This is a genomic window from Salegentibacter maritimus (assembly GCF_016236975.1).
Classification (GTDB): Bacteria; Bacteroidota; Bacteroidia; order Flavobacteriales; family Flavobacteriaceae; genus Salegentibacter; species Salegentibacter maritimus.
The window spans coordinates 35,393-56,346 of sequence record NZ_JAEHNY010000009.1; the positions used below are offsets into that span (position 1 = coordinate 35,393).

Annotated in this window: 21 protein-coding genes; 11 read left to right on the forward strand and 10 right to left on the reverse strand. The window is 36.7% G+C overall.

What is annotated here, in order from left to right:
• Nucleotides 1-5 precede the first annotated feature (5 nt).
• Nucleotides 6-860: a pirin family protein gene (locus I6U50_RS10725; protein ID WP_198638823.1), complete on the forward strand. Its 855-nt coding sequence runs from the start codon at nt 6-8 to the stop codon at nt 858-860.
• On the opposite strand, the gene hemG is transcribed toward I6U50_RS10725, so the two are convergent.
• The 4 genes from hemG to lon form a co-directional block, all read right to left on the reverse strand.
• Nucleotides 857-1,420 (reverse strand): menaquinone-dependent protoporphyrinogen IX dehydrogenase, encoded by a 564-nt coding sequence (gene hemG, locus I6U50_RS10730; RefSeq protein WP_198638824.1) that lies wholly within the window; start codon nt 1,418-1,420, stop codon nt 857-859. The two genes, I6U50_RS10725 and hemG, sit on opposite strands and share 4 nt — an antisense overlap.
• Nucleotides 1,421-1,540: 120 nt before the next feature.
• Nucleotides 1,541-3,391, reverse strand: coding sequence for a 30S ribosomal protein S1 (gene rpsA, locus I6U50_RS10735; RefSeq protein WP_198628522.1), 1,851 nt, complete (start codon nt 3,389-3,391; stop codon nt 1,541-1,543).
• A gap of 178 nt (nt 3,392-3,569) precedes the next feature.
• Nucleotides 3,570-4,262: a (d)CMP kinase gene (gene cmk, locus I6U50_RS10740; RefSeq protein ID WP_198638825.1), complete on the reverse strand. Its 693-nt coding sequence runs from the start codon at nt 4,260-4,262 to the stop codon at nt 3,570-3,572.
• A 221-nt stretch (nt 4,263-4,483) separates the two neighbouring features.
• Nucleotides 4,484-6,934, reverse strand: a complete 2,451-nt coding sequence (lon, locus tag I6U50_RS10745; RefSeq protein WP_198638826.1) for an endopeptidase La — start codon at nt 6,932-6,934, stop codon at nt 4,484-4,486.
• A 216-nt stretch (nt 6,935-7,150) separates the two neighbouring features.
• Between lon and I6U50_RS10750 the strand changes: the two genes are divergently transcribed.
• From I6U50_RS10750 to I6U50_RS10765, 4 genes are read left to right on the forward strand one after another with little or no spacing between them, the layout of a single operon-like run.
• Complete coding sequence (locus I6U50_RS10750; protein ID WP_198638827.1) at nt 7,151-7,711, forward strand: RNA polymerase sigma factor; 561 nt, start codon at nt 7,151-7,153, stop codon at nt 7,709-7,711.
• Nucleotides 7,701-8,267 carry a DUF4179 domain-containing protein gene (locus tag I6U50_RS10755; RefSeq protein ID WP_198638828.1) on the forward strand — a complete coding sequence of 189 codons (567 nt, stop codon included), beginning with the start codon at nt 7,701-7,703 and terminating at the stop codon, nt 8,265-8,267. Before I6U50_RS10750 ends, I6U50_RS10755 begins: the two co-directional genes overlap by 11 nt.
• Entirely contained in the window at nt 8,251-9,336 is a 1,086-nt protein-coding gene (locus I6U50_RS10760; RefSeq protein ID WP_198638829.1) for a hypothetical protein, read from the forward strand. Before I6U50_RS10755 ends, I6U50_RS10760 begins: the two co-directional genes overlap by 17 nt.
• A gap of 35 nt (nt 9,337-9,371) precedes the next feature.
• Nucleotides 9,372-10,106, forward strand: coding sequence for a head GIN domain-containing protein (locus tag I6U50_RS10765; protein ID WP_198638830.1), 735 nt, complete (start codon nt 9,372-9,374; stop codon nt 10,104-10,106).
• A 37-nt stretch (nt 10,107-10,143) separates the two neighbouring features.
• Here I6U50_RS10765 and I6U50_RS10770 read toward each other — a convergent pair whose 3' ends face one another.
• On the reverse strand, nt 10,144-11,481 hold the full coding sequence (locus tag I6U50_RS10770; protein ID WP_198638831.1) for an MFS transporter: 1,338 nt from the start codon (nt 11,479-11,481) through the stop codon (nt 10,144-10,146).
• 83 nt (nt 11,482-11,564) lie between these two features.
• On the reverse strand, nt 11,565-12,383 hold the full coding sequence (locus tag I6U50_RS10775; RefSeq protein ID WP_198638832.1) for a M48 family metallopeptidase: 819 nt from the start codon (nt 12,381-12,383) through the stop codon (nt 11,565-11,567).
• Nucleotides 12,384-12,572: 189 nt separating this feature from the next.
• Here I6U50_RS10775 and I6U50_RS10780 point away from each other — a divergent pair, with 189 nt between their 5' ends.
• The 5 genes from I6U50_RS10780 to lpdA all read left to right on the forward strand — a co-directional run bounded on the left by I6U50_RS10780 (nt 12,573) and on the right by lpdA (nt 16,902).
• Nucleotides 12,573-13,442, forward strand: coding sequence for an alpha/beta fold hydrolase (locus tag I6U50_RS10780; RefSeq protein WP_198638833.1), 870 nt, complete (start codon nt 12,573-12,575; stop codon nt 13,440-13,442).
• A gap of 89 nt (nt 13,443-13,531) precedes the next feature.
• Nucleotides 13,532-14,017, forward strand: a complete 486-nt coding sequence (msrB, locus tag I6U50_RS10785) for a peptide-methionine (R)-S-oxide reductase MsrB (protein ID WP_198638834.1) — start codon at nt 13,532-13,534, stop codon at nt 14,015-14,017.
• 110 nt (nt 14,018-14,127) lie between these two features.
• On the forward strand, nt 14,128-14,520 hold the full coding sequence (gene msrB / locus I6U50_RS10790) for a peptide-methionine (R)-S-oxide reductase MsrB (protein WP_198628532.1): 393 nt from the start codon (nt 14,128-14,130) through the stop codon (nt 14,518-14,520).
• A 16-nt stretch (nt 14,521-14,536) separates the two neighbouring features.
• Nucleotides 14,537-15,091 (forward strand): collagen-like protein, encoded by a 555-nt coding sequence (locus I6U50_RS10795; protein ID WP_198638835.1) that lies wholly within the window; start codon nt 14,537-14,539, stop codon nt 15,089-15,091.
• Nucleotides 15,092-15,510: 419 nt separating this feature from the next.
• Entirely contained in the window at nt 15,511-16,902 is a 1,392-nt protein-coding gene (lpdA, locus tag I6U50_RS10800; protein ID WP_193710835.1) for a dihydrolipoyl dehydrogenase, read from the forward strand.
• Between the two features lie 358 nt (nt 16,903-17,260).
• Here lpdA and I6U50_RS10805 read toward each other — a convergent pair whose 3' ends face one another.
• The 4 genes from I6U50_RS10805 to I6U50_RS10820 form a co-directional block, all read right to left on the reverse strand.
• Nucleotides 17,261-17,986, reverse strand: coding sequence for a Dph6-related ATP pyrophosphatase (locus I6U50_RS10805; protein WP_198638836.1), 726 nt, complete (start codon nt 17,984-17,986; stop codon nt 17,261-17,263).
• Entirely contained in the window at nt 17,986-18,408 is a 423-nt protein-coding gene (gene aroQ, locus I6U50_RS10810; protein WP_198638837.1) for a type II 3-dehydroquinate dehydratase, read from the reverse strand. The genes I6U50_RS10805 and aroQ overlap by 1 nt, the downstream gene beginning before the upstream one ends.
• Nucleotides 18,409-18,545: 137 nt before the next feature.
• Nucleotides 18,546-19,040, reverse strand: a complete 495-nt coding sequence (locus I6U50_RS10815; protein WP_198638838.1) for a hypothetical protein — start codon at nt 19,038-19,040, stop codon at nt 18,546-18,548.
• Nucleotides 19,041-19,185: 145 nt separating this feature from the next.
• Nucleotides 19,186-19,785, reverse strand: a complete 600-nt coding sequence (locus I6U50_RS10820) for a porin family protein (RefSeq protein ID WP_193710831.1) — start codon at nt 19,783-19,785, stop codon at nt 19,186-19,188.
• Between the two features lie 116 nt (nt 19,786-19,901).
• Between I6U50_RS10820 and xerD the strand changes: the two genes are divergently transcribed.
• Complete coding sequence (gene xerD, locus I6U50_RS10825; protein WP_198638839.1) at nt 19,902-20,798, forward strand: site-specific tyrosine recombinase XerD; 897 nt, start codon at nt 19,902-19,904, stop codon at nt 20,796-20,798.
• The last annotated feature ends 156 nt before the right edge of the window (nt 20,799-20,954 follow it).

Genomic DNA, 20,954 nt, shown 5'->3' on the forward strand with positions numbered 1-20,954 from the left:
AGATTATGAGAAGTATAAAGAAAATACACAAAGCGGTAAGTTCACCAATTGCTGACCTTATTACCTATAGGGCCTTGCCCACAAATACTATAGATCATATTGATCCATTTTTATTCCTAAATCACCACGGATATCAAAAATATCCCGAGAACAATAATGGATTACCCTTTGGACCACATCCCCATCGCGGGTTTGAAACTGTAACTTTTATCCTAAAAGGTGATCTTATCCATAAAGACAGCACTGGGTGGCAAAGTGTAATAAAAGCCGGAGGAGTACAGTGGATGACCGCGGGAAAAGGACTTATCCACGCTGAAATATCTTCTAAAGAATTTAAAAGAAATGGCGGAGAATTAGAACTTCTTCAGCTTTGGGTAAACCTACCTGCCAAACATAAAATGACGGAACCTAACTACAGGGGACTGCAAAAAGAAGATATTCCGGAGGTAAATATAGATAATGGAAAAGTTAGCTTAGCTGCCGTTTCAGGGAATTGGGAAAATACAAAAGCAGCTTTTCAACCTTTAAACGACATTCAGCTAGCTACTTTACACTTTGATAAAGGTGGTAAATATTCAGTAGAAATTCCTGCAAAAAGGAATATATTCTTTTATGTAATTAAAGGAAAACTACTGGTAAATGGCAAGGAAGCCAAAATTCATAGTCTGGTAGAATTTGAAAATGATAGCGAAAGTATGGAGATTGAGGCTTTAGAAGAAAGTATTTTACTTTTAGGGCATGCAATACCTTTTAATGAACCTATTGTAGCCCAGGGGCCTTTTGTTATGAATTCCCAACAGGAAATTCAACAGGCCTTTCTGGATTATCAAAATGGGATTTTTGGAAATTGGAATGGCTAAACTTCTTCCTGGTTTAAGTAATTAGATTTATGGTAATCCTCGCATATTTCACGACCAAAAGCCACTACTCTTTCCCAATTTGTAAACTCAATAGGCTTTTCTGTTTTTGTTGGTCCGTGCGTTAATTTCATAATTAATTTAATCATCAGCTTATCTAAAAATGAATAGGATTTATAATCGAGTTTTCCCGCAAAAACACTTATAAAGTCCGGCTTCCAATTCGTTTTATTCAAGAATTTAATCATATAAGGATTCGTATCGGGCGAGTTTTTATCTTCTTTTCTGGCCACGAGGTTAACCGAGAAAAAGGCAGTTTTTATTCGGCTTAACGGCTGCTTATGTTGTTTAAGGAATTCAAAAATTTTATCGCTGTGTTTTCCATATCGAATACTGGCTCCAATAACCACAGTATGAAAATCGGCTAAATTGGCTTTAAAATCATCTACAGCATAAAGCTCTACCCGAATTTTCTGCTCCTTAAATACATCACACAGTTTTTTACAAATCTTTAGCGTATGCCCATCTACAGAAGAATAAATTACTCCAACTTTTTGCTTCATTAGGTATTAAATTTTTAAAAGATGAATATTTAACCAGCGAGAATTTATACTACATAGTTAAATAAAAAAACCTCCCTAGCAAGAACTAAGGAGGTTTTTATTTATGATAAATTTAGAGAATTACTTCCCTTCCATTTTATCTTTTAAAGCCTGAAGATCGGCATTAACATCACCAATAGTAGTTTTGTCGTTGTTTTGCGAAGCTGCTTTTTTAGCGGCCTGCTTAACAATTTGCTGTTCTTCTTCTTTGTGAATAGCCATATGTGATGCTACCACTCTCTTGAATTCTTTATTGAATTCAATGATCTGGAATTCTGCAGATTCACCTTTGGTTAATTTGTTACCGTCTTCTTTTTCAAGATGTCTGGTTGGAACAAATGCAGTGATATCTTCATTAAACTCTATAGTCGCACCTTTGTCTACAATCTCTGCAATCTCTGCGGTATGTTTTGTACCAACAGCGAATTCAGTTTCGTATTTATCCCAAGGATTATCCTCAACCTGCTTGTGACCAAGGCTTAATTTACGACCATCTACGTCTAACTCAAGAACTACAACCTCAAGCTCATCACCTACATTTGTAAATTCTGATGGGTGCTTAATTTTCTTAGTCCATGATAAGTCAGAGATATAGATAAGTCCGTCAATTCCTTCTTCCAATTCTACGAATACACCAAAGTTGGTGAAGTTACGTACAATTCCTTTGTGTTTAGAACCAACAGGATATTTAGTAGTAATATCTGTCCATGGGTCTGGAGTTAATTGCTTAATTCCAAGAGACATTTTACGGTCTTCACGATCTAAAGTTAAAATTTGAGCTTCAACTTCGTCTCCAACATTTACGAAATCCTGAGCTGAACGCAAGTGCGTGCTCCAAGACATTTCAGAAACGTGGATAAGACCTTCAACACCATCGGCAACTTCAATAAATGCACCGTAATCTGCGATTACAACTACTTTACCTTTTACTTTGTCTCCAACCTTAAGGTTTTCGTCAAGAGCTTCCCATGGATGTTTGCTTAACTGCTTAAGACCTAATTGAATTCTTGTCTTCGCTTCATCAAAGTCAAGAATTACCACATTTAGTTTCTGATCAAGCTCAACGATCTCATTTGGATGGTTGATACGAGACCAGCTAAGGTCGGTAATATGAACAAGTCCGTCAACACCCCCAAGATCAACAAATACTCCGTAAGAAGTGATGTTTTTAACAGTACCTTCAAGTACCTGACCTTTTTCAAGTTGACCGATAATTTCTTTCTTCTGCTCTTCGATATCAGCTTCAATAAGCGCTTTATGAGAAACCACAACGTTTTTGAATTCGTGATTGATTTTCACCACTTTGAATTCCATTGTTTTTCCTACGTAAGCATCGTAATCACGAATAGGCTTCACGTCTATTTGAGAACCTGGCAAGAATGCCTCAATTCCAAATACATCTACGATCATACCACCTTTAGTTCTGCATTTTACAAAACCGTTTACGATAAGACTTTCGTCGTGAGCTTTGTTTACACGATCCCAGGCCTGGATTACACGAGCCTTACGGTGAGAAAGAATTAATTGTCCTGTAGAATCTTCACGAACATCTATCAAAACCTCAACGTCGTCGCCAACTTTAAGATCTGGATTGTAACGAAATTCGTTAAGTGAGATAACGCCTTCACTTTTTGCGTTAATGTCTATAATTGCATCACGATCGGTAATATTAATTACTTTACCTGTTACAACTTCGTCATTTAAAGTGTCTACGAAATTCTCTGCAACCAATTGCTCAAATTCTTCTAACTTCTCATCATCAATTGGGTCTATCCCCTCTTCATAATTGTGCCAGTTAAATTCTTTAAGAAATTTCTCAGGGTTTTCCTGTTGCTCTGAAGGAGCAGGTTGCGATGATGTAGCCATTCCAGCTACCGGTTGAACATCAAGATTTTCGTCCTGAACGTCCTGTTTTTTGTTATCTTCAGCCATTGCTGATAAAAAATTTGTATCCTGTATTCTTCGGAAAAATTAAGCAAATGAAACACAGAAGTAGTTATGATTTTGATTTTCAACCCCTTTTGATTTTCCGATTCTTCGCCAAAAAGGGCTGCAAAAATACAACTTATTTTTCTTTTCTCAAACCTTAATTAGTTTAAAAACAGCTCACTTATTCTTCAATTTTATTTCTGGCCAGTTTTACTACTTTTTCAAACTGTTCTTCCAAATTCAAATTAGAATTATCAATTTCTATAGCATCTTCTGCTTTTATTAATGGCGAATCGTCTCGTGTAGTATCCAGGTAATCCCGCTCCTTAACATTGGCCAATACATCTTCAAATTTAACGTCCTCTCCACGATCTCTTAATTCGTTGTATCTACGTTCTGCGCGCTTTTCAGTAGAAGCGGTCATAAATAATTTTAAATCGGCATCAGGGAAAACCACCGTCCCAATATCACGACCATCCATAACCACTGCTTTATTTTTACCAATTTCCTGCTGAATCTCTACCAACATCTTTCTAACCTCGGGCACTGCTGCAACTTTACTCACTTGCTGAGAAACCTCCATTAGCCTAATTTCCTTTTCAACATTTTCTTTATTTAAATGCACTTCACCATAACCCACCTCTTTATTAAATACAAAACTGATATTAATAAACGGTAAATGCCTTAATATGGCTTCTTTATCAAAATGGGTATCACTCACCAACAATTTACGCATAAGGTATAAGGTAACAGCCCTATACATAGCACCGGTATCTACATATACATACCCAAGCTCTGCTGCAAGTTGTTTGGCCACGGTACTTTTTCCGGTAGAAGAATAACCGTCTATGGCAATAGTTATTTTTTTACTCATAATTTAGTTTCTATAGGAATGCAAAATTAGATAAAGCTTTACTCTCCCTGAAATTTTCGCTGTAAATAAAAAAAGCTGTCTAAAAAGTCCCATTTATTTTAAACGTCAAGCTGAACTGGTTTCAGCTTCTAACATGAAAACAATTATAATGGTGTTAGATTCTGAAATAAATTCAGAATGACATTGTAAAAATAAAGCTCTCTAGACAGCTTTCAAACTGATTAAAGCGTCTTGGCGTTTTTCACTTTTTGGTTAGTGATTGCCAAATCTATAACTTCACTCATTTCATTTACGTAATGAAATGTAAGTCCTTTTAAATACTCTTCTTTAATCTCTTTAATATCACGTTCATTCTCTTTACAAAGAATAATTTCTTTAATACGAGCACGTTTGGCAGCTAAGATTTTTTCTTTAATTCCTCCTACCGGAAGCACTTTCCCCCTTAGGGTAATCTCTCCGGTCATGGCAATGCTTTTCTTCACCTTTCGTTGTGTAAATAAAGAAACCAAAGAAGTAAGCATGGTAATCCCGGCACTAGGCCCATCTTTTGGGGTGGCACCTTCGGGCACGTGAATATGAACATTATATTTTTCAAATATTGTAGGATCTAAACCAAGTTCTTCGGCATTAGATTTAATATACTCCATCGCGATGGTAGCCGATTCTTTCATTACCTTCCCGAGGTTTCCAGTGATGTTAAGATTGCCTTTCCCTTTAGAAAGTATAGATTCAATAAAAAGGATATCACCACCAACTTGTGTCCAGGCTAAACCTGTTACTACTCCGGCAACTTCATTGTTTTCATATTTATCGCGCTCCAGCCTTGGGCTTCCCAAAACCTCTATAATATCTTCATTAGTAACCTTAATATTATATTCTTCTTCCATCGCAATATTTTTGGCCGCATGACGCACCATTTTTGCGATCTGTTTTTCCAGGCCACGAACACCTGATTCCCTGGTGTAACCTTCCACAATTTTTTCTAATTGTGGCTTGGCAATTTTAATATCCTGTTTGGTTAAACCGTGTTCTTTTAATTGCTTTGGAAGTAAATGCTGTTTGGCTATTTCTACCTTTTCTTCTATGGTATAACCGGTAACGTTTATAATTTCCATACGATCCCTAAGTGCGGGCTGAATGGTATTTAAGGTATTTGCCGTGGCTACAAACATTACTTTAGAAAGATCAAATCCCATTTCTAAGAAATTATCGTGGAATTCACTGTTTTGCTCAGGATCCAAAACTTCCAATAAAGCCGAAGAGGGGTCACCGGCGTGGCCAATACTTAATTTATCTATTTCATCTAAAACAAAAACAGGATTACTGGTTCCTGCCTTTTTAAGCGATTGGATAATTCTACCTGGCATGGCACCAATATAGGTCTTTCTATGTCCACGTATCTCGGCCTCATCACGCAAACCACCAAGAGAAATTCTTACATACTCTCTACCCAATGCCTCGGCCATAGATTTGCCAAGCGAAGTTTTACCAACTCCGGGAGGACCATAAAGGCAAAGTATAGGCGATTTCATATCGTTCCTTAACTTAAGAACCGCTAAGTATTCAATAATCCTCTTCTTAACATCATCTAGACCATAATGGTCGCGATCCAGTATTTTTTTGGCCCGTTTTAAGTCGAATTTATCTTTGCTGAATTCATTCCAGGGCAAATCTAAGAAGAGGTCCAGGTAATTTCGTTGAATAGAATACTCGGCAACTTGCGGATTCATCCTTTGCATCTTGGAAAGCTCCTTATCAAAATGCTTTTGCACTTTTTCGCCCCATTTTTTATCCTTGGCACGCTGACGCATTTCTTCAAGTTCATCTTCATGAGATACCCCACCAAGTTCTTCCTGAATGGTTTTCATTTGTTGATGAAGAAAATATTCGCGCTGCTGCTGGCTCATATCGCTTTGCACCTTGCTCTGAATGTCGTTTTTAAGTTCCAGTTTTTGAAACTCAACATTCATATGTCTTAAAGTCGCCAGGGCACGTTCTTTAAGATCGTTTGTTTCCAGTAGCTTTTGTTTATCTTCTACTGCAAGGTTCATATTAGAAGAAACAAAATTGATTAGAAACGAAGAACTTTCAATATTCTTAATAGCAAAAGAAGCTTCGCTAGGAATATTTGGGCTCCCTTTAATAATTTCAAGTGCAAGTTCCTTTATAGAATCTATAATAGCAGGAAATTCTTTATTGGCAATATCTGGCCTTGCCTCCGGAACTTCCTTAATGCTAGCCATTAAATAAGGATCTTCTTTTACAATTTCGTCTATTTCAAAACGCTTTTTACCCTGAATAATCACCGTAGTATTTCCATCAGGCATTTTTAACACTCTCAAAATACGTGCTACTACCCCGGTACGGTAAATATCTTTAGCCGTAGGGTTTTCTACCTCTTCGTCTTTTTGAGCAACAACCCCAATTATCTTTGAACCATTATTGGCCTCATTTATTAATTTAATTGAAGTATCTCTACCTGCCGTTATAGGAATTACAACCCCCGGAAACAACACAGTATTTCTTAAAGGAAGAATTGGTAATGTTTCAGGCAATTCTTCACGGTTTATCTCCTCTTCATCTTCAGGCGTCATTAAGGGAATTAAATCTGCATCCTGATCTATATCTTGTAATGACAAACTGTCAAAACTTGTTAATTTTGTTTTAGCCATAATTTATTTTAGGTCAAACTGTCACAACAGCCTATGGTTCTTAATCTTTTATATTTTGGCAAAGCCTTGTTCTTAGTGTGCTAAGCGGCTTTTAAAGCAATTTCTATTACAAGTAGTCAATTCTTATGCCAGCGTGTTTTTTATATTTTTTTTCTGAAAACTGTAACAAATCAAAATACGAGCTATCTTTATTATAGAAGCCAGATAGTTTTTTAATTGATTTCAACCATCACACATATTAATGATCTTGTTGCACAATGCCAAAAAGGCGACCAGCGTGCACAAATTGAAGTGTATGAACGCTACTATAAAGCTATGTATAATACAGCACTTCGAATTGTTAAAGATACCGCTGAAGCAGAAGACATTATGCAGGAAGCGTTTTTAAAGGCTTTTTCAAAAATAGATAGTTTACAGGAGGCTTCCACTTTTGGTGCCTGGTTAAAAAGAATAGTCATCAACCTAAGTATTACTTCTTTTAACCGAAAAGTAAAATTAAATGAAGTAAGCTATAACGATGAGTTAAAAAATGAAGCGAATGAAAGCGAGGGAATTATTCTTGAAAAGGATTCAAAAAATGAAAAGGTAAAAAAGATTTTAAAAACCTTACAAAGCCTTAAGGAAAATTACCGTATCGCCCTAACCTTACACTTAATTGAAGGCTATGATTATGAAGAAATTGCCAGCATTTTAAATCTTAGTTATGCAAATAGCAGAACTACGGTTTCAAGAGCTAAAGAAAGTTTAAGAAAAAAATTGCAGAAAGATGAAAAATGATAATATAAATACGCTTTTTAAGGAGCTGGATTTTGATATTTCAGAGCCGGCTTCAGGGCACAAAGACAGGTTTAAGAAAAAGCTCGAAGAGCAACATAGCCAATCGAAAAAGCAGAAGCATGGCAGGCTTACAAGAAACCTTTGGGGCCCACTATTTTCGATAGCTGCCGTGCTTGCAATAGCTTTTACGGTTTTCACGGGAATATTCAATGAAAATTCTATTCAAAATAAAGGTGATCTAGCAAGTGTTTCCCCACAAATGAAGGAAACAAAACAGTTTTACACCCAGCTTATTGAAACTGAACTAAAAGCCCTAAATGCCGAAAACAGCCCGGAAACCGAGGCTATTATAAACGATGCTTTAACCCAGCTGAAAAAACTGGAGAACGAATACAAAAAACTTGAAAAAGACCTACGGGATAGCGGCCAGGACAAAAGAGTTATTTATGCGATGATCTCTAATTTTCAGCAAAGAATAGATCTTTTAAACGAGGTGCTTGAGCAAATAGACAATATTAAATCCCTAAAAAATCAGAGCAATGAAAACTATATTTAACCTTATAACGCTAGCCTTACTCCTTCCGGCAGTAAGTTTTTGTAATAGCGATTTAAACGGCCGGCATACCAAGACTAAAAAAATCACAAAATCTTACAATGTAAGCGCCACCGCCAAACTCACTATTGATAACAGCTACGGAAATGTTGATATATCTACCTGGGACCAGAATAAAGTGATTATTGAAGTGAACATAAAAACTAATGGTGACGATAAAGAGAAAGTACAAAAGAAACTGGAAGAAATAAACATAGAGTTTAACCAGTCTTCTTCGGGGGTGAGCGCAAAAACCCATTTTAAAAAAGAAGAACAGTCCTGGTGGAGCTCACTTTTTAATAGTTCCAACAATGTAAATATGGAGATTAACTACGTGATAAAAGCGCCCGAAAGACATAGTGTGGATATTAAAAACGATTACGGCGGAATTTATATAGACCGATTATTGGGTAATGCGAAAATAAGTTGTGATTACGGCAAAGTAGACATTGGCGAATTAAGAGGAGCCTCGAACATACTAAGTTTTGATTATACCCGAAATAGCCATATTGGATATGTTAGAAATGCCGAAATAAACGCAGACTATAGCGGATATGTAATTGAAGAAGCCGAAAAGCTATATGTGAATGCCGATTATACCGATTCACAAATTAAAAAAGTGGCTCAGCTTGATTTTAATTGTGATTATGGTAGTATTAACATAGAAAAAGCCAAAAAAATTGTAGGCAATGGCGATTACCTGAGCACCAAAATAGGACGTGTTTTTGAATCTTTAGACCTTAATTTAGATTATGGCTCAGCCAGTATAGAAAAGCTTATAAAAGGTGTTTCTAAAGTAGAAATAAACACCGATTATGCCGGGGTAAAACTAGGCTACGACAGCGAACACCCCTTTAATTTCACTATAAAATCTTCATATGGAAACGCAAAAGGCCTGGAAGATATGGAAATTAGAAAGCGTCACGATAAAAATACCAGTAAATTATATGAAGGCTATCACCTGCAAGAAAACACCGGAAATTCTATTTATATAAACACCAATTACGGAAATGTAACTTTTAATAAAAACTAACTATTCATCAATCAAAAAAAAAAAAAAAACACATCATGAAAAATCTATTTTTAATTTTATCAATATCATTTTTAACTATAACTCCTGCCCAATGCCAATGGTGGAGCAGTAATAACAGTATTAAAGGCAATGGCAATTTAACTTCAGAAAAAAGAAATACGGGCAACTATGATGCAATCTCACTCGTAGGCTCTATGGATGTTGAATTAATTGCGGGTAGTGAGGGTAATTTAGTTGTTGAAGCCGAAAGCAATTTACTAGAATATATTACTACAGAAGTTAACAATACAACTTTAAAAATTTCGGTAGAAAAAGGCTATAATTTAAAGCCTTCCCGAAATAAAGGAATCAAAGTAATTGTTCCTTTTAAAGATTTAGATGCTGTAGAAGTAACCGGATCAGGTGATGTATGGAACACCCATAAAATAAAAGCCAAAAAGTTTAACACCCAGGTTACCGGTTCTGGTGATGTTAAATTAGACCTGGAGGTAGAAAACCTGATGGGAAAAATTACCGGTTCGGGAGACATTCTTTTATCGGGAAAGGCCAGGGATTTTAACTGCAAAGTAACCGGCTCGGGAGATTTTAAGGCCTATAATCTAAGAGCTGATAATGTTGAAGCCACAGTGATGGGATCAGGAGATATCCAGGTTTCAGCAAATTCTAGCTTAAAAGCCAAAGTTATGGGCTCTGGTGATATTAAATACAAAGGTAATCCCACTAACCAGGATTTTAAAACCTCGGGGTCGGGTTCCATTTCTTCAAATTAACCTTGTAGATATAATTTATTTGAAAAAGGAAAATTGCTTACATCCTGTCTTTTAAGGCAGGATTTTTTATAGGCACCCTTAAAAGTAATATTACACCTGCAATAAAGAAAACCACTAAAAATAAAATTGAATTCCGTACGCTGCCCGTAATTTGTGCTACCATTCCATAAAGCAACATCCCTATAACGATCCCAATTTTTTCGGCTACATCATAAAAACTGAAATAACTGGCGGTATCTATGGTATTTTTTGGAAGCATTTTAGAATAGGTAGACCTGGATAATGATTGGATTCCGCCCATCACCAAACCTACTGAAGCGGCTGCTACATAAAATTGCTGCGGACTTACTATAAAAAATGCATAACCGCAAATTCCTATCCATATCAAATTGATAAAAATTAAGATTTTAATATTCCCAAATTTTATGGCCAATCTGGAAGTTAAGGTAGCACCAAGTACAGCCACCAGTTGAATTAATAAAATACTAATTATTAATCCTGTGGTTGCATCCTGCTCTCCCCATTCCAATTCTTCAATTCCAAAATAAGTTGCGATAAGCATTATAGTTTGCACTGCCATGCTATAAACAAAAAATGCAATTAAATATCTTTTAAGCTGAACATTGTGCTTAAGGCTTATCCATATACCACGAAGTTCCCTAAATCCGTTAAAAACTACATTTTTGGTAAGTGTCGCTTTTTTGTTTCCTTTCGGTAAGTAAGCATAGGTGTATTGGCTAAAACCAATCCACCATAACCCGGTTAAAACAAAAGATAAGCGTGTTGGCAAAGCCTCACTTTCAAAGCCCAAAGCCTCATAATTTAAAATCATTCCCAGGCAAATAACCAACAAGATAACACTCCCAATATATCCCAAAGAGAATCCCTGGGCACTCACCTTATCTTGCTGATTGGGAAAAGCAATATCCGGTAAATAAGAATTATAAAAAACCAAACTAGCCCAAAAGCCAATAAGTGCAAAAAAATAACAGAGTAACCCGAACCACAACTGTTCTAAGTTAAACCAAAAAAGACCAATACAGGATATAGCGCCTAAATAGCAAAAAAACTTCAGAAAATTTTTCTTATTACCAACATAATCCGCAATCCCCGATAAAAACGGACTTAATACAGAAACCACCAAAAAAGCAATTGCAGTCACATAACTAATAAGGGAATCGTTATTAAAACTTATTCCCAAAAAATCTACAGTATCTTTAAGAATAGCACCATTTTCATCTTTAACAATGGTTAGGGCTCCATAAAATATAGGGAAAATAGCCGATGAAATTACCAAGCTGTAAACCGAATTAGCCCAATCGTAGAAAGCCCAGGCACGTAATAATTTTTTATGCCCTTTGGGAAGTACATTCATTTATACCGTTTTTAAAAAGCCCTAAAATAGAAAAAGCTGCCTTAAAAGACAGCTTTTTACCATAATTTCTAAGTTATCTTGTATTAATAACTTGTTACGCCATATTTTCTGGCTTCGGCTTTAGCTTCCGGAGCCCATTTTTCTAAATTGTTAATCCTTGTTTGGTTAGACGGGTGAGTACTTAAGAATTCCGGTGGGGCCTGGCCGTCGTTTTTGGCTGCCATTCTTCTCCATAAATCGGCAGCTTCCTCGGGATTATAACCGGCTATAGCCATTAAAGTCAATCCAATTCTATCGGCTTCTGTTTCATGACTACGGCTAAAAGGCAACATTACTCCAAGTTGCGTTCCCAAACCATAAGCCTGGGCAAAAATTTGCTGTGTCTCCTGACTTCTTCCGCTTACCGCTACCGAACCTGCTACCGCACCAAGTTGTTGTAATTGGGCTGCACTCATTCTTTGTGCACCGTGGTCTGCAAGCGCGTGAGCAATCTCGTGTGCCATTACTACGGCCACACCTGTTTCGTTTTCTGCTACAGGTAAAATTCCGGTAAAAAAGACTATTTTTCCGCCGGGCATAGCAAATGCATTAACCGCGTCATCTTTTACCAGGTTGTATTCCCATCTAAAATCTTCCAAAAATCCCTGGTAACCATTGGCATTTAAATACCTTTCGGCAGCAGTTTCTATTTTATTACCTACACGTTTAATCATTTGTGCTTCCGCAGTTCCCCTTATCACTTCATTTTCAGACAAAAATTGATCGTATTGCTCAAACGAAGCGGGAAATAATTGATCGTTAGAAACAAAATTCAAATTCTTTTCTCCAGTAAATGGGTTTGTCTTACAAGCTACTACAAGCAGTAAAACAACCACCATACTCATTGATTTTATAAGTCTCATGTTTATTGGTTTAGTTTTGTTAAAATTACAAAAGCCACGAAAGCCTGCTTATTGTTTTAAGCATCATTTAACAAATAACAAGTTTTCAAAAACAATACCATAATTTACAAACCTCTGTATAAAGCTATTATTTATAGGCCATAAGCAAATAAGAAATATGTAAATTGCCCGTTCTTATCATTAAAAAAAATGAGTCAGCAAAAAAAAGATCAAATCCCGGTACAAAGATTATTAGTACCCAATTATATAAGGTATACAGGAAGCTTACTTTCTAAACTTTCCCCACTGGCCGCCAGTAGATTTGCTGCGCAGCTGTTTTTAACGCCATTTAAATATAAACTTCCGGAGCGGGAAAAAAATATGGATGAGCTCTCCAATCAATACCGAATTAGTATTCCAAAAACACAGCGAGAAATAGTAGTCTATGAATTTGGAGAAAGCAGTAAAAAAATATTATTGGTTCATGGTTGGAGTGGCCGAGGGACCCAGTTGGCCAAAATAGCCGAAGCCTTAAAAGCAAAAGGCTACAGCACTGTTAGTTTTGATGCTCCCGCCCACGGCAAAGCACCCGGACGAAAAAGCATGATGTTAGATTTTATTGATGCCATCCATCTACTGGATAAAAAGTATGGTCGTTTTGATGCAGTAATTGGGCATTCTTTAGGAGGTATGGCTACTCTTAGAGCTGTAAAGGAAGGCCTTGATACAAAAAAGCTCGTAATAATTGGCACAGCAAATAGTATAACCCACATAACCCGTGAGTTTGCCAGGAACCTAAAGATGAATAGAAAAGTAGCCGATAAGATGAAAGCCCATTTCGATAAAAAATTCGATATAGATTTAGATAGCTATTCCGGCGCTATTTCAGCTAAAGAGGTGAAAACACCCAGCCTTGTGGTACACGATGAGAACGATGTTGATGTAGAAATCTCTTCAGCCCACGATATTTACGAAGCGTTGGAAAACAGCGAACTATATATCACAAAAGGATTAGGACATAGGCGCATTTTGGGCGATCCAAAGGTAATTAACAAAATCACAACGTTCATCGCGGTATAATCTTTGTACTTTTAAAATAAAAACACATAACGGATATTTTATGCATGTACGCTGGCATGCACCGGAGTGGGAATTAAAATTTAAAAGCTATGAAAAAGATAATACCTATTTTACTGGCCATTTTTATAATTAGTTGCCAGGGAAATGCACAAAAAGACCAAAAGAAAAGTCAGGATAAATTTGAAGTTACTAAATCTGATAAAGAGTGGAAAGCACAATTAACCGATGCCGAATACCGGGTTTTACGAAAAGCAGCAACTGAACCTTCATTTTCCAGCCCCTTAAACGATATTAAAGAACCCGGAACTTTTGTTTGCGCTGCCTGCGGAAATGAATTATACAAAACGAAACATAAATTTATGAGCGGTACCGGGTGGCCAAGTTTTGACCGACCTATTAAAGGCGGGGTTGCTTATGGTACAGATTCTAAATTGGGATATCAAAGAAACGAGGTACACTGTGCCCGATGCGGAGGCCATTTAGGACACGTGTTTGACGATGGGCCTAGAGAAACCACCGGAAAAAGACATTGTATAAACGGAGTAGCAATGGATTTTAAACCGAAGAAAAATTAAGATTAATAGCACGGTTTATCCTTTTTTCTGAAAGGAAAATGAAAAAATAAGATTTCCGTCTTTACTGAAGTAAATTCAGCGCAAGCTGCGGAAATAGCAAAAAATAAAATATGAAAAAGTACAGCATAGAAAAACCTGAAACCGAATGGAAAGAACAGCTTTCTGAAGAACAATTTCGGGTATTGAGAAAAAAAGGCACTGAAGCCCCACATACCGGCAAATACAATATGCATTTTGAAGACGGAGAGTATTTTTGCGCCGGTTGCGGTGAAAAACTTTTTGATAGTGAAGCTAAATTTGATAGCGGCTGCGGCTGGCCAAGTTTTGATAAAGCCCTAGACGGAAAAATTGAATATGTACAGGATAAAAGTTTTGGTATGATAAGAACCGAAATTCTATGTGCTAATTGCGGAGGCCATCTTGGCCACGTTTTTGATGATGGACCTACAGAGACCGGGCAACGCTATTGTGTAAACTCGGCCAGTATTAATTTTAATAAATAACCTAACACCTAGTATTATGAAAAAATTATTTTCTATTTTATTTATGACAACTTTTTTATTCGCCGCTTGTTCTAGTGATGGCGAACGTGGACCGCAAGGACCAGAAGGACCGCAAGGACCTCCGGGAGAGGCTCTAATTGGTACAACAATAGAGTATGAAGGTATAGATTTTACGGAAGAAAACGATTATTCTGCTTTGATTGAATTTGATGATATTGAAGTTTTTGAATCTGATGCTGTTTTGGTTTATTTAAAGGATGGTGAAGATGGCACTTCTGATGGTGCGCCAGTTGAAGTTTTTAGACAATTACCACAAACCTATTATGTAGAAGATGGGGAAGTACAATATAATTTCGATTTCACTTTTTTTGATGTGAGAATCTTTATGGAGGGTACTGCCAATTTTTCTAATTTGGATCCTGCTTACACACAAGACCAGGTGATTAGAATAGTAATAGTTCCAGCAAATTTCGCTGAAATTACAGGTGTAGATGTCGCAAATTATAAGGCTGTTATGAATGCACTTGATTTAAAAGAAAGCGATGTAAAAAAAGTAAGTACGCTTAAATAAACCGGGGTAAAAAGCTAGGTCCTATAAAATTTAATAAAGCTGCCTAAAAGCTCTATTTTCATCAAGCCGAATTTATTTCAGCCCGGTGATCTTAAGAAACTTTCCAGGCAGCTTTTTTATTTAGATATTAAGAGTAAACTACCTCGGGGTATCACAGCCTTTGGTCGTGCCAATAAAAAACTATTGTCACCTCCCCTAGCCCAACTGATCAGCTAAATTTTATTCCTGGCTTAGTAAGCATGGAAAAACGCGAAATCCTCAGTATAAAAATATATGAAAACGCTATTCTTGTAGCCTCTTTATTATTTCCCTTTATACTCTCTTTTAAAACTTTTCAGTTTAAGTGATTATTCCTTAAATTCGCAACTTCACTCGCTAAGCGAGCTAAGATTTATTAAGCCTAATAAAAATTTCCGAATATGAGTAAATATGATATCATTGTTTTAGGTAGTGGCCCCGGAGGTTACGTAACCGCAATTAGAGCTTCACAATTAGGGTTTAAAACCGCAGTTGTGGAAAAAGAAAGCCTTGGGGGTGTTTGTTTAAACTGGGGATGTATCCCTACCAAAGCACTTCTAAAAAGTGCCGAGGTTTTTGATTACCTGAAACACGCCGAAGATTATGGCTTAAGCCTTGAAAAAGCCGATAAGGATTTTTCTAAAGTTATTAAGCGTAGCCGCGATGTGGCCGGTGGGATGAGCAAAGGTGTTCAATTTTTAATGAAAAAAAATAAAATTGACGTAATTGAAGGATTCGGAAAATTAAAATCCGGTAAAAAAGTTGTTGTAACCGACAAAAATGACAAAACCAAAGAATACCAGGCCGATAATATTATTGTGGCTACCGGTGCCCGTTCACGCGAATTACCAAACCTTAAGCAAGATGGTAAAAAAGTAATTGGATACCGTGAAGCCATGAGCCTTGAAAAGCAACCAAAATCTATGATAGTAGTTGGTTCTGGTGCTATTGGTGTTGAGTTTGCACATTTCTATAATGCAATGGGAACCGAGGTTACCGTAGTTGAATTTTTACCAAATGTAGTGCCTTTAGAAGACGAGGAGGTTTCTAAACAATTTGAAAGAAGCATTAAGAAAGCCGGAATTAAGGTAATGACCAGTTCTTCGGTAGAAAGTGTAGACACTTCTGGTAAGAAAGTAAAAGCAAAGGTGAAAACCAAAAAAGGTGAAGAAACACTTGAAGCCGATATTGTACTTTCTGCTGTTGGTATTAAAACCAATATTGAAAATATAGGCCTTGAAGACCTTAAAATAAAGACCGAAAAGGATAAAATTGTTGTAGACGATTTCTATAAAACCAATGTAGACGGAATTTACGCAATTGGTGATGTTGTTCACGGCCCTGCCCTGGCACACGTTGCTTCTGCTGAAGGAATTCTTTGTGTTGAAAAAATAAAAGGCATGGATGTAGAGCCGCTTGATTATGGCAATATCCCTGGTTGTACCTATGCAACCCCTGAAATTGCATCGGTTGGAATGACCGAAAAGCAAGCTAAAGAAGCCGGTTACGAACTTAAAGTTGGTAAATTCCCATTCTCTGCCTCAGGAAAAGCTAAAGCCGCAGGAAAGTCTGATGGTTTTGTGAAAGTGATCTTCGATGCCAAATACGGCGAATGGTTAGGATGCCATATGATTGGTGCCGGTGTAACCGATATGATTGCAGAAGCAGTTCTTGGTCGTAAATTGGAAACTACCGGTCATGAAGTGTTAAAAGCAGTTCACCCTCACCCAACAATGAGTGAAGCGGTTATGGAAGCTGTCGCCGCTGCTTACGATGAAGTAATTCATATTTAAAAAGCATATTTTACTAAATAGTTTTATATAAAAAACCCCCGAAGCATTTAGGTTTCGGGGGTTTTTGTTTTGTAATTAACAACCTTTAGTTAAATTTATTATTTCGTCAAGCTGAACTTGTTTCAGCTTCTATCATCTACAAATATCAACACATTAAATCCTGATATAAGTTCAGGATGACAAATAGAGTCTTTTCTAAAAATAGCAATCTAATTATTCCTATAACCTGTATACTCGCAATAATCTTCTTTCTGAGTAAACTACCTCGGGGCAAGCCCACGAGGCATTCGTTGAAAGCAATTTTTTAATTTCGAGGTAAGCCTCAGGGTATTACACCCTTTGGCGGTGCCAATAAAATTTATTCCAACAATAAATCACAAAACACAAAGCTGGTATCCCAGGATTTTTGGTTCTCTGTAAAGCAATTATCATTTGAGTTTTTAGCAGGTTTATACGATTTTTCAACCAGCTCCCCAATTTTAAACCTAATTGGCTCTTTAAAGATAGGCCCGTTAAAAACAAAGGTGTGAAACTCTCCATTTTCACCACAGGGATCTACATCTTTAGGTAAGTCATTTAAAAAGCTCTCATCCAGGACTCTTCCGCAGAAAGATTTATTGAGTTTATCGGTATTTACACAAACCACAATCGCCTTAAATCCTTTATCTATAAACTCTTTTAAGAGTTGGGTGGTATTTTCTTGCCAGAGTGGAAAAATTGCCTTCAAGCCAACTTTCTCCAGTTGGTTTTCGCGGTAACGCTTTAAATCTTCAAGCATAATATCTCCAAAAACACTATAGGCAAAACCTTCTTGCAGAAGTCTATTAGTTTCAGTTTCCATAATTTTGGTATATTCCTGCATAGAAACTTCTCCATTTAATTTAATTTGCTGCAACGGCAAACCAATATTCTCAGCCTGTTTTTTTAGCATTTCGATTCTAACACCGTGCATGGAGATTCGATTAACATCACTATTTACGGTTGTAACCAGCTTTTCTATCGAATACTCATTTCGCTCTTGCAGTTTATATAGCGCTAACGCGGCATCCTTACCACTACTCCAGTTTAGGTAGGCCTTTTTCATTAGTTTCCTTTTAAAAAACTCTGAATAGCCAAATCATAGCCTAAAAGGCCAAAACCAAGAATGACTCCTTTAGCATTAGGTGCTATATAAGATTTATGCCGAAATTCTTCCCGGGAATGGGTATTGGAGATATGCACTTCTACCACGGGTGTTTTTATGCCTTTCACAGCGTCTGCAATTCCTACTGAAGTATGTGTATATGCGGCTGCATTTAAAACAATCCCGTCAAAATCTTCATCTGCCTTATGGATTTCGCTAATAATTTCACCTTCAATATTACTTTGAAAATAAGAAAGCTCGGTGTTTTTGAATCTAAACTGCAGTTCAGAAAAATAAGTTTCAAAGCTTTTGTTACCGTAGGTATCAGGTTCCCGGGTCCCCAACAAATTAAGGTTGGGGCCGTTAATAATCATTATCTTCATTTTTACCGATTAACTGGTTATAAGGGTAAAGGTAAAAATAAGATCCAATTAAATCATAACAAACCCTTCAGAAAAACAAACATTCCACATTGGAAACTTCATTTTTTGAAGGGTTATTTTTGGTTGGTTAATTGTATTTAAAGACCAAATTCAACTCCTATATTTACCGAATTAAAACTGCCGCCATCTACACTAATACCCGTGTAAGATCCAACAAGACCAATAACGCCAAAGTTGTACCCTACCTGGGGTCTATAGTAAAAACCTCCGTCATTCCCGTCGTTTAAGCCAACGGCATAACCAAGATCTGCACCAAAGAAAAAGCCCTTTGCCAATGAAACTCGGCCGGCAGCAGCTATAGGTAGAAAAGAAGGATCATCAATTTCAAAATCTCCAAATTCAGTATCTATATCTTCTATAAAAAAACGTGTGTATCCTATTTTAGGTCCTATGTAGAGCATATCGGCAACACCCACCATATAAGCAAGATCTGCAGCGATTGCAAAATCACTAATTTCTTCAATATCTCCTACGGGTAAACCTATATTAGCTCCCACACGGAGACCATTTTGAGCCTGCATAAAAGTTGTTCCAATTAATGCAAAACAAACAATAAGTACTAATCGCTTCATAATTAAACATTTTGGGTTACTTATCTAAAGTTACCACAAATAGCTAATAGAGCACACTAAAGCAAATATATACAGGTTTTTACGTATAAAAAAAAGCGGAAGTTCAAGACCTCCGCTTTTTTATAGGTGTTGTTATTATGTTAGCTTAGAAAGTATACCCTATCCCAGCTTGAAAAGTTGAGTTGTTAATATCTGTATCTTCAATAACATCGGTAAATCCATAAGTGTAACGTCCCTGAACAAAGAAACCATTGTTAAACTTATATTCCAATCCGGCGGCTCCTCCAAATTCAAAATCCTGAGCATTTTCAAGGTTAACATCCCCACCATCTTCTAGCGGTTGAAAGTCTAACTCTTCATTTACCAGGAAGTTAAACGACGGACCTGCCTGCAAGCTCAGTCCATCTACAAGATAAATTTTAGCTAAAACTGGAACCTGAACATAATCTAGTTGATATTCTACATTATCGTCTACATCAGCAAAATTCTCCTGATCTATACTAGCTTCTGTAAATCCCTGGGCTGAATATAATACCTCTGGCTGAATAGAAAAACGATCAGCTAGTGGTATTTCAGCTAAAACACCAATATTAAAACCGGTTCGTGAATCTGGGCTATCAAAATAATCTCCTGTTACGGTAGAGAAGTTCACACCACCTTTTACACCGAAATTCCAATATTCCTGAGCAGACACTGTAGTTGCTCCAAACAATACCATTGCGATAATTAAAATCGACTTTTTCATGACTTTTATTTTTATTTGTTTTACTGAGGCAAATGTAGGAACAGGCTTCTTAAAAAAAAGTTACCTAAACCTAAAGTATTACTAAGATTCAGGCTAATTGTTTATATCTTTAACGTATGAAATGGGCTTCAGCACTACGAGATTATTGTAACTACTTGCGCATAGAACGCGGACTTTCAGACAATTCAATCACCAATTACAGGATGGATATTGTCAAACTTATCAACTTTTTAGACGTTAAAAAACTAAAGGTCTCTCCTACCCAAATTTCGGCAGAAATCGTGCAAGAGTTTATTTATGATACGGCAAAGAAAGTCAATGCACGCTCACAAGCACGCATAATATCTGGCATACGCGGTTTTTTTAATTATTTAATTTTTGAAGACTATAGAAAAGACAATCCTTTAGACTTAATAGAGTCGCCCAAAATAGGCCGAAAACTACCTGATACTATTTCTACTAATGAAATAGATTTACTTATTGAAAATATAGATCTAAGCAAAGCTGAAGGAGAACGCAACCGCGCTATCTTAGAGACTTTATACGGCTGTGGCTTGCGTGTTAGCGAACTAACCAATTTAAAAATCTCTGATCTTTATTTTGAAGAGGGCTTTATTAAAATTACCGGAAAAGGTAACAAACAACGCCTGGTACCTACATCAGACTACACTAAAAAGTTTATTAACATTTATAAGGATGAAGTTAGAATTCATCAAAAAATAAACAAAGAAGATTCAGACATTTTATTTTTAAACCGGCGGGGAGGGAAACTTACAAGGGCTATGATTTTTACTATCATAAAACAACTGGCTAAAAAAGCAGGTATTCAAAAGAAGATTAGTCCGCATACATTTCGTCATTCTTTTGCTACCCACCTATTGGAAAACGGCGCAAACCTAAGGGCCATTCAGCAAATGTTGGGTCATGAAAGCATCACTACTACCGAGGTCTATATGCACGTAGATCGCAAACATCTTCGAGAAGTAGTAGAACAGTTTCATCCCAGGCGCTAAATGCTATTAAATTTGGGTTAAAGCCACTCCAGGACTTCCTATTACTTTTATTTATTAGTATTTTCAGGCAAACGTATAATAGATAAATTCCTGGCAAGCCAACAAAGCATTAAGTAAAAGTTTTTATTTAGAGGCAAGCCTTGAACTATTAAATCT